The organism is Bradyrhizobium sp. BRP56, from assembly GCF_020194035.1.
In the GTDB taxonomy this organism is placed as follows: Bacteria; Pseudomonadota; Alphaproteobacteria; order Rhizobiales; family Xanthobacteraceae; genus Bradyrhizobium; species Bradyrhizobium australafricanum.
The window spans coordinates 99,554-106,370 of record NZ_JADYVV010000026.1; the positions used below are offsets into that span (position 1 = coordinate 99,554).

Annotated in this window: 6 protein-coding genes; 5 read left to right on the forward strand and 1 reads right to left on the reverse strand. The window is 66.0% G+C overall.

Annotation, left to right across the window (positions count from 1 at the left end; all coding sequences use genetic code 11):
* Window positions 1-72 precede the first annotated feature (72 nt).
* Window positions 73-432: a 50S ribosomal protein L20 gene (gene rplT, locus I6F38_RS19710; protein ID WP_018269297.1), complete on the forward strand. Its 360-nt coding sequence runs from the start codon at window positions 73-75 to the stop codon at window positions 430-432.
* A gap of 15 nt (window positions 433-447) precedes the next feature.
* Here rplT and I6F38_RS19715 read toward each other — a convergent pair whose 3' ends face one another.
* Window positions 448-858 (reverse strand): hypothetical protein, encoded by a 411-nt coding sequence (locus tag I6F38_RS19715; RefSeq protein ID WP_225161499.1) that lies wholly within the window; start codon window positions 856-858, stop codon window positions 448-450.
* Between the two features lie 207 nt (window positions 859-1,065).
* Here I6F38_RS19715 and pheS point away from each other — a divergent pair, with 207 nt between their 5' ends.
* From pheS to I6F38_RS19735, 4 genes are all read left to right on the forward strand, one after another.
* Complete coding sequence (gene pheS, locus I6F38_RS19720) at window positions 1,066-2,148, forward strand: phenylalanine--tRNA ligase subunit alpha (RefSeq protein ID WP_225161500.1); 1,083 nt, start codon at window positions 1,066-1,068, stop codon at window positions 2,146-2,148.
* Between the two features lie 85 nt (window positions 2,149-2,233).
* Complete coding sequence (pheT, locus tag I6F38_RS19725) at window positions 2,234-4,642, forward strand: phenylalanine--tRNA ligase subunit beta (protein ID WP_225161501.1); 2,409 nt, start codon at window positions 2,234-2,236, stop codon at window positions 4,640-4,642.
* Between the two features lie 215 nt (window positions 4,643-4,857).
* Complete coding sequence (locus I6F38_RS19730) at window positions 4,858-5,634, forward strand: sulfite exporter TauE/SafE family protein (RefSeq protein WP_050383477.1); 777 nt, start codon at window positions 4,858-4,860, stop codon at window positions 5,632-5,634.
* Between the two features lie 35 nt (window positions 5,635-5,669).
* Window positions 5,670-6,614: an MBL fold metallo-hydrolase gene (locus I6F38_RS19735; protein ID WP_225161502.1), complete on the forward strand. Its 945-nt coding sequence runs from the start codon at window positions 5,670-5,672 to the stop codon at window positions 6,612-6,614.
* Window positions 6,615-6,817 lie beyond the last annotated feature (203 nt).

Genomic DNA, 6,817 nt, shown 5'->3' on the forward strand with positions numbered 1-6,817 from the left:
GCACCGATCGCTTGAACCCCCGCCGCGACTGCGCGGCGCCCCGTCACCTCTTCCAGATCAAGGATTTCCGTCATGTCTCGCGTCAAACGCGGTGTGACCGCTCACGCCAAGCACAAGAAAGTCTACAAGGCCGCCAAGGGCTATTACGGCCGCCGCAAGAACACCATCCGCGTCGCCAAGCAGGCCGTCGAAAAGGCCGGCCAGTACGCCTTCCGCGACCGCAAGCGCAAGAAGCGCACCTTCCGCGCGCTCTGGATCCAGCGCATCAACGCCGCGGTCCGTCCGTTCGGCATGACCTACAGCGTGTTTATCAACGGTCTCTCCAAGTCGGGCGTCGTCGTCGACCGCAAGGTGTTGTCGGATCTCGCGATCCACGAGCCGGTTGCGTTCCAGGCGATCGCCGAAAAGGCCAAGGCCGCGCTGGCCGCCTGATCCTAGCGGGCGGCCCTAACGCGATTTGGGGCCCGCCTTCAGCGCCTTCTGCGAATAGCGCTGGGCGACGATCGCCCGGCAGAACGCCGTGAACGAGCGGTACATGGTGCCGCTTTCGTTGTCGTATTTGTGGTCGCAGCGCTTGAGCTGGCCGGCATAGGCCTTCTTCTGCGACGCTCCGAGGCCGGACAGGAAGTCCCCCTCGCACCTCTTCTCGACCACGGCACCGAACTGGACGTCGCCGCTGGCGCCGTACTCGCACGCCTCGAAGATCTTCATCGCGCGGTTGCAGCTCGGCGCCTTCTGAAGCTCCGCGATGATGTCGTCCATCTGGGTCGATTTGGCGGGACATTCCTCGGTCGCGGCATGCGCCGTGGTGAGCATCAACAACACCGCCGGCACGGCCAGGCAAGATCGCAGCAACATCGCATGGGCCTCCTTGAACTCCCCTTGGGTAGCCCGGCCTCCGCGCGGGGTTCAATGCTGCCGGCCATCGGCCCGAAATGACCGGCTTTTTGCTTGACGTTACCGCCTTCGGGCGGCGACAACCCAGCCGAATTTTGGCGCATGGTACCGGTTCGGGCAGCGGTTCTTCCCACCGGATCATGCTCCGCTCAAGCGCAGGAATTGACCGTGTCCGACCTCGCAACGCTCGAACAATCCATCCTCGACCAGATCGCCTCAGCCGCTGACGAGGCCGCCCTCGAGGCGGTCCGCGTCTCGGCGCTCGGCAAGAAGGGCTCGATCTCGGCCTTGCTCGCCACCCTCGGCAAGATGTCGCCGGACGAGCGCAAGACCGAAGGCGCGAAGATCAACCTCGCCAAGGATGCGGTGACGCAGGCGCTCGCGGCCAGGCGCGACGTGCTGAAAGCGGCCGCGCTCGATGCGCGCCTCGCCGCCGAGACCATCGACGTCACGCTGCCGCTGCGCGAGGCCCCGGCGGAGACCGGCCGCATCCATCCGCTGAGCCAGGTCTGGGACGAGCTCACCACGATCTTCGCCGACATGGGCTTTGCGGTCGCCGAAGGTCCCGACATCGAGACCGACGACTACAACTTCACCAAGCTGAACTTCCCCGAAGGCCATCCGGCGCGCGAGATGCACGACACCTTCTTCTTCAACCCGAAGGAGGACGGCTCGCGCATGCTGCTGCGGACCCACACCTCGCCGGTGCAGGTGCGCACCATGCTGACCCAGCAGCCGCCGATCCGCGTGATCTGCCCGGGCCGCACCTATCGCATCGATTCCGACGCGACGCACACGCCGCAATTCCATCAGGTCGAGGGCCTGGTGATCGACAAGGGCTCGCATCTCGGCCACCTCAAATGGATCCTGCACGAGTTCTGCAAGGCGTTCTTCGAGGTCGACCACATCAACATGCGGTTCCGGCCATCGTTCTTCCCGTTCACCGAGCCGTCGCTCGAGGTCGACATCCAGTGCCGCCGCGACAAGGGCGAGATCCGTTTCGGCGAGGGCGAGGACTGGCTGGAGATTCTCGGCTGCGGCATGGTGCACCCCAACGTGCTGCGCGCCTGCGGCCTCGATCCCGACGTTTACCAGGGTTTTGCCTGGGGCATGGGCATCGACCGCATCGCAATGCTGAAATACGGCATCGCCGACCTGCGCCAATTGTTCGACAGCGACGTGCGCTGGCTCAGCCACTACGGCTTCAAGCCGCTCGACATCCCGTCGATCGCGGGAGGCTTGAGTTCGTGAATCTTGTCTTCGGTCCCATTGTGAAGAAAGCCGCCACCCTAACCCTCCCCCGCAAGCGGGAGAGGGGACTGGAGAAGTCATCGTCATGAAGTTCACCCTCTCCTGGCTGAAGGAACATCTCGAGACCGACGAGCCGCTCGACAAGCTCGCCGACAAGCTCACCATGATCGGGCTCGAGGTCGAGAACATCGAGGACAAGGCGAAGGCGCTGGCGCCGTTCACCATCGCGCGCGTGATCTCGGCCGAGCAGCATCCGAATGCGGACCGGCTGCGCGTGTGCATGGTCGACACCGGCGACGGCGGCGCGCCGGTGCAGGTGGTGTGCGGCGCACCGAATGCGCGTGCCGGACTGATCAGCGTGTTCTCGCCGCCCGGCACCTATATCCCCGGCAAGAACATCACCCTCGGCGTCGGCACTATCAGAGGCGTCGAGAGCCGCGGCATGCTGTGCTCGGCGGCGGAACTGCAGATCTCGGAAGACCACGACGGCATCATGGAGCTGCCGGCGGACGCGCCGCTCGGCAAGGGCTATGCCGACTGGGCCGGGCTCGGCGATCCCACCATCGAGATCAACTTGACGCCGAACCGCCAGGACTGCACCGGCGTGCACGGCATCGCGCGCGATCTGTCCGCCGCCGACATGGGCAAGTTCAAAGACCCCGGCATCAGGCCGATCAAGGGCGAATTCCCCTGCCCGGTCGCGGTGAAGGTGGAAGACGCCACGCTGTGTCCGGGCTTCGCGCTGCGGCTGGTGCGCGGCGTGAAGAACGGCCCGTCGCCGGAATGGCTGCAGAAGCGGCTGACCTCGATCGGGCTGCGCCCGATCAACGCGCTGGTCGACATCACCAACTTCATGACCTACGACCGCGCCCGCCCGCTGCACGTGTTCGACGCCAAGAAGGTGCAGGGCAACCTCACCGTCCGCCGCGCCAAGGACGGCGAGACGCTGCTCGCGCTCGACGGCCGCACCTATACGCTCGACAGCAACATCTGCGTGATCGCCGACGAGCACGGCGTCGAATCGCTCGCCGGCATCATGGGCGGCGAAGCCTCGGGCTGCGACGACAACACCACCGACGTGCTGATCGAATCGGCGCTCTGGAACGAGATCAACATCGCGCAGACCGGCCGCAAGCTCGGCATCAATTCGGACGCGCGCTATCGCTTCGAGCGCGGCGTCGATCCGGCCTTCATGGTGCCCGGGCTCGAGCTAGCGACCAAACTGGTGCTGGCGCTGTGCGGCGGCACGCCGTCCGAGAACGTCGTGGTCGGCAAGCAGTTCGGCGAGGATCGCGTCATCGACTTCCCGCTCAGTGAAGTGAAGCGCCTCGCCGGCATCGAGGTGCCGCTGGTCGAGGTGAAGCTGATCCTCACCCGGCTCGGCTTCATGCTGGCCGGCAACGGCCCCGTGGTGAAGATCGCGATCCCGTCCTGGCGCACCGACGTGCACGGCAAGGCCGACATCGTCGAGGAGATCGTGCGCATCGTCGGCGTCGACAAGGTGCCGATGACGCCGTTCGAGCGCGGCGAGGAGCCGCGCAAGCCGGTGCTGACGCCGATGCAGCTGCGCACCCGCCGCGCCAAGCGCGCGCTCGGCGTGCGCGGCATGGTGGAGGCCGTGACCTGGTCGTTCATCACCAATGACGCGGCAAAACTGTTCGGCGGCGGCCAGAGCGAGCTAGTGCTCGCCAACCCGATCGCGGCCGATCTCTCCGACATGCGGCCGAGCCTGCTGCCCGGCCTCGTCGCGGCGGTTCAGGCCAACATCAATCGCGGCTATCCCGATGTGGCGCTGTTCGAGGTCGGCCAGGTGTTCCGCGGCGACCGACCGGAGGACCAATTCGTGGCCGCCTCCGGCGTACGCCATGGCTTCGCCTCGTCGAAGGGGATCGGGCGGCACTGGACCGGCTCGGCCGTGGCGGATGCGCTGGATGCCAAGGCCGACGCCTTCGCCGTGCTGGCGGCCGCCGGCGCGCCGATGCAGGCGCTGCAGATCGTCCCCGGCGGTCCGGCGTGGCTGCATCCGGGGCGCTCCGGCACCATCCAGATCGGCCCGCAGAACGTGCTCGGCACTTTCGGCGAGCTGCATCCGCGTGCGGCCGAGGCGCTCGGCGCCGACGGCCCGATGATCGTGTTCGAGGTGATCCTCGAGCGCATCCCGCAGGGCAAGCAGCGGGCGACGCGCGCCAAGCCGGTGCTGGAGCTCTCGGCATTCCAGCCGGTGTCGCGCGACTTCGCCTTCATCGTCGATCGCAGCGTCAAGGCGGGCGACATCGTCCGCGCGGCGCAGAATGTCGACAAGAAGCTGATCACTGATGTGACCGTGTTCGATGTCTACGAAGGCAAGGGCATCGACCCCGACAAGAAGTCGATCGCGATCGCGGTGACGATCCAGCCGCGCGAGAAGACCATGACCGACCAGGAAATCGACGCCGTCGCGGCCAAGGTCGTCGCCGAGGTGACCAAGAAGACCGGCGGCACGTTGCGGGGGTGATGTGAACCATAGGCGGTCTATTGCACCGTCACCCTGAGGAGGCCGCGTAGCGGCCGTCTCGAAGGGTCGACGGCCCCGCCTGTGGCCGTGCATCCTTCGAGGCTCGCTCTGCTCGCACCTCCAGCGACAAAGGCGAAGCCTTTGCGCGGGGATGACGGGTCTGAGTAGGGGCGCTTTGAGTTGCCAGCCAGCTAGTCGAATCTCGTTATCCTTTCATGACCTCCTTCAGCCTGATCCCCTCCGACATCTCGACCAGCATCGCGCTCGCGATCTGCGCGATCGCGTTCGTGTCGGGCACGGCGCGCGGCTTCTCGGGCTTCGGCTCCGCGCTGATCTTCATGCCGCTCGCGAGCAGCGTCGCGGCGCCGCGGCTGGTGGCGGCGCTGCTGCTCGTCATCGACTTCATCGCCGCCACGCCGCTGCTGCCGAACGCGTGGACCCATGCCGACCGCAAGGCGACCGCGGTCATGGTCGCCGGCGCGCTGGTCGGCGTTCCCATCGGCACCTATTTCCTGACCGTGCTCGAGCCTGTCACGACGCGCTGGATCATCTCCTGCTTCGTCGCGGCGCTGCTCGCACTGCTGCTGTCGGGCTGGCGCTACCACGGCAAGGAGCACGTCGCCCTCTCCGTCGGCGTCGGCGGCCTCTCCGGCTTCTGCAGCGGCCTCGCGCAGACCGGCGGCCCGCCGATCGTCGCCTACTGGCTGGGCCGCCCGATCTCGTCAGTGATCTCGCGCGCCAATATCGTGCTGTTCTTCGGTGCCTCCGACTTCTTCTCGCTGGTCAGCTACTGGTTCACCGGCTTGATCACGATCGAATCGGTCAAGTTCTCGCTGATCGTCGGCCCGATCTACGGCATCGGCGTCTGGTTCGGCGCCGCGCTGTTCGGCAAGGCGAGCGAAAAGGTGTTTCGCGCGATCTGCTACGCGCTGATCGCCGCTGCCGTCATCGTCGGCCTGCCGGCGCTTGATGGCATCCTGCGCGGCGGCTAGGGTCGCAGCACTCAAAAGAGACCAGGGAGAGACCGATGATCGATCGCCGCGACGCATTGAAACTGGCGCTCGGCAGCGCCGCCGTGCTCGCGGCACCGGGCGTGCGCGCGCAAACCGACAAGGCGCGGACCCGCATCGTGTTCCTCGGCACCAAGGGCGGGCCGCGCGTCGGCAACGGCGCTTCGAACCCTGCCAATCTCGTCGTCGTCAACGATACCCCGTTCGTGATCGATTGCGGCATGGGCGTCAGCCGCCAGCTTGTACGCGCGGGCGTGCCGATCCCGCAGGTCAAGTACATCTTCATCAGCCATCATCATTCCGATCACAATCTGGAATACGGCAATCTGTTCTACAACGCCTGGGCGGCCGGCCTCTCGACGCCGATCCATTCGTTCGGCCCCAAGGGCATCGAGGCGATGACCAAGGAATATTGGGAGCTGAACAAGTTCGACGTCGAGACCCGGATCGAGGACGAAGGCCGGCCCGACCCGCGCAAGCTGCTGATCGCGAAAGACATCAGCGACGACGGCGTGGTGCTGAAGACATCGGACGTCACCGTGACCGCGTTCCGCACGCCGCACCCGCCGATCACGGATAACTTCGCCTACAAGTTCGAGACCCCGGACGGCGCCATCGTGTTCTCCAGCGACACCGCCTACAACCCGAAGCTCGCCGAGTTTGCCAAGGGCGTCGACGTGCTGGTGCACGAATGTCTCTACGTCCCCGCGGTCGATCGCCTGGTCGCGACGACCAAGAACGGCGCCACGCTGAAGAAGCATCTGCTCGACAGCCACACCTCGACCGAGGACGTCGGCCGCATCGCGGCCGCCGCCGGCGTGAAGACGCTGGTGCTGAGCCACTTCGTCCCCGGCGACGATCGGCAGGTCACCGACGATGACTGGACGCGGGACGTGAAGAAGAATTATTCCGGCCGTATCGTGGTGGCCAAGGATCTGATGGAGCTGAAGCTACCGGTGTGATCGGACAAATCATGTCGCGAGAATGCGGATTCATGACCACCTGCTGCACAACATCCTCGGTGTCGTCCCTGCGAACGTGTTCAGTCCCGTGAGTTTAGCAACGGCCTGGATCGGGGCCTGGTAGCCGAGGCATTTGAGGCGAGTCCGGTTGTAGTCGTGGACGAACCTGGCGATGAAGGCGTCGCGATCGGCATGGTCGATGA

Coding starts and splice junctions, on each gene's coding strand:
- pheT (WP_225161501.1), top strand. CDS start 2,234: ATGAAGTTCACCCTCTCCTGGCTGAAGGAACATCTCGAGACCGACGAG.
- rplT (WP_018269297.1), top strand. CDS start 73: ATGTCTCGCGTCAAACGCGGTGTGACCGCTCACGCCAAGCACAAGAAA.
- I6F38_RS19735 (WP_225161502.1), top strand. CDS start 5,670: ATGATCGATCGCCGCGACGCATTGAAACTGGCGCTCGGCAGCGCCGCC.
- I6F38_RS19730 (WP_050383477.1), top strand. CDS start 4,858: ATGACCTCCTTCAGCCTGATCCCCTCCGACATCTCGACCAGCATCGCG.
- I6F38_RS19715 (WP_225161499.1), bottom strand. CDS start 858: ATGTTGCTGCGATCTTGCCTGGCCGTGCCGGCGGTGTTGTTGATGCTC.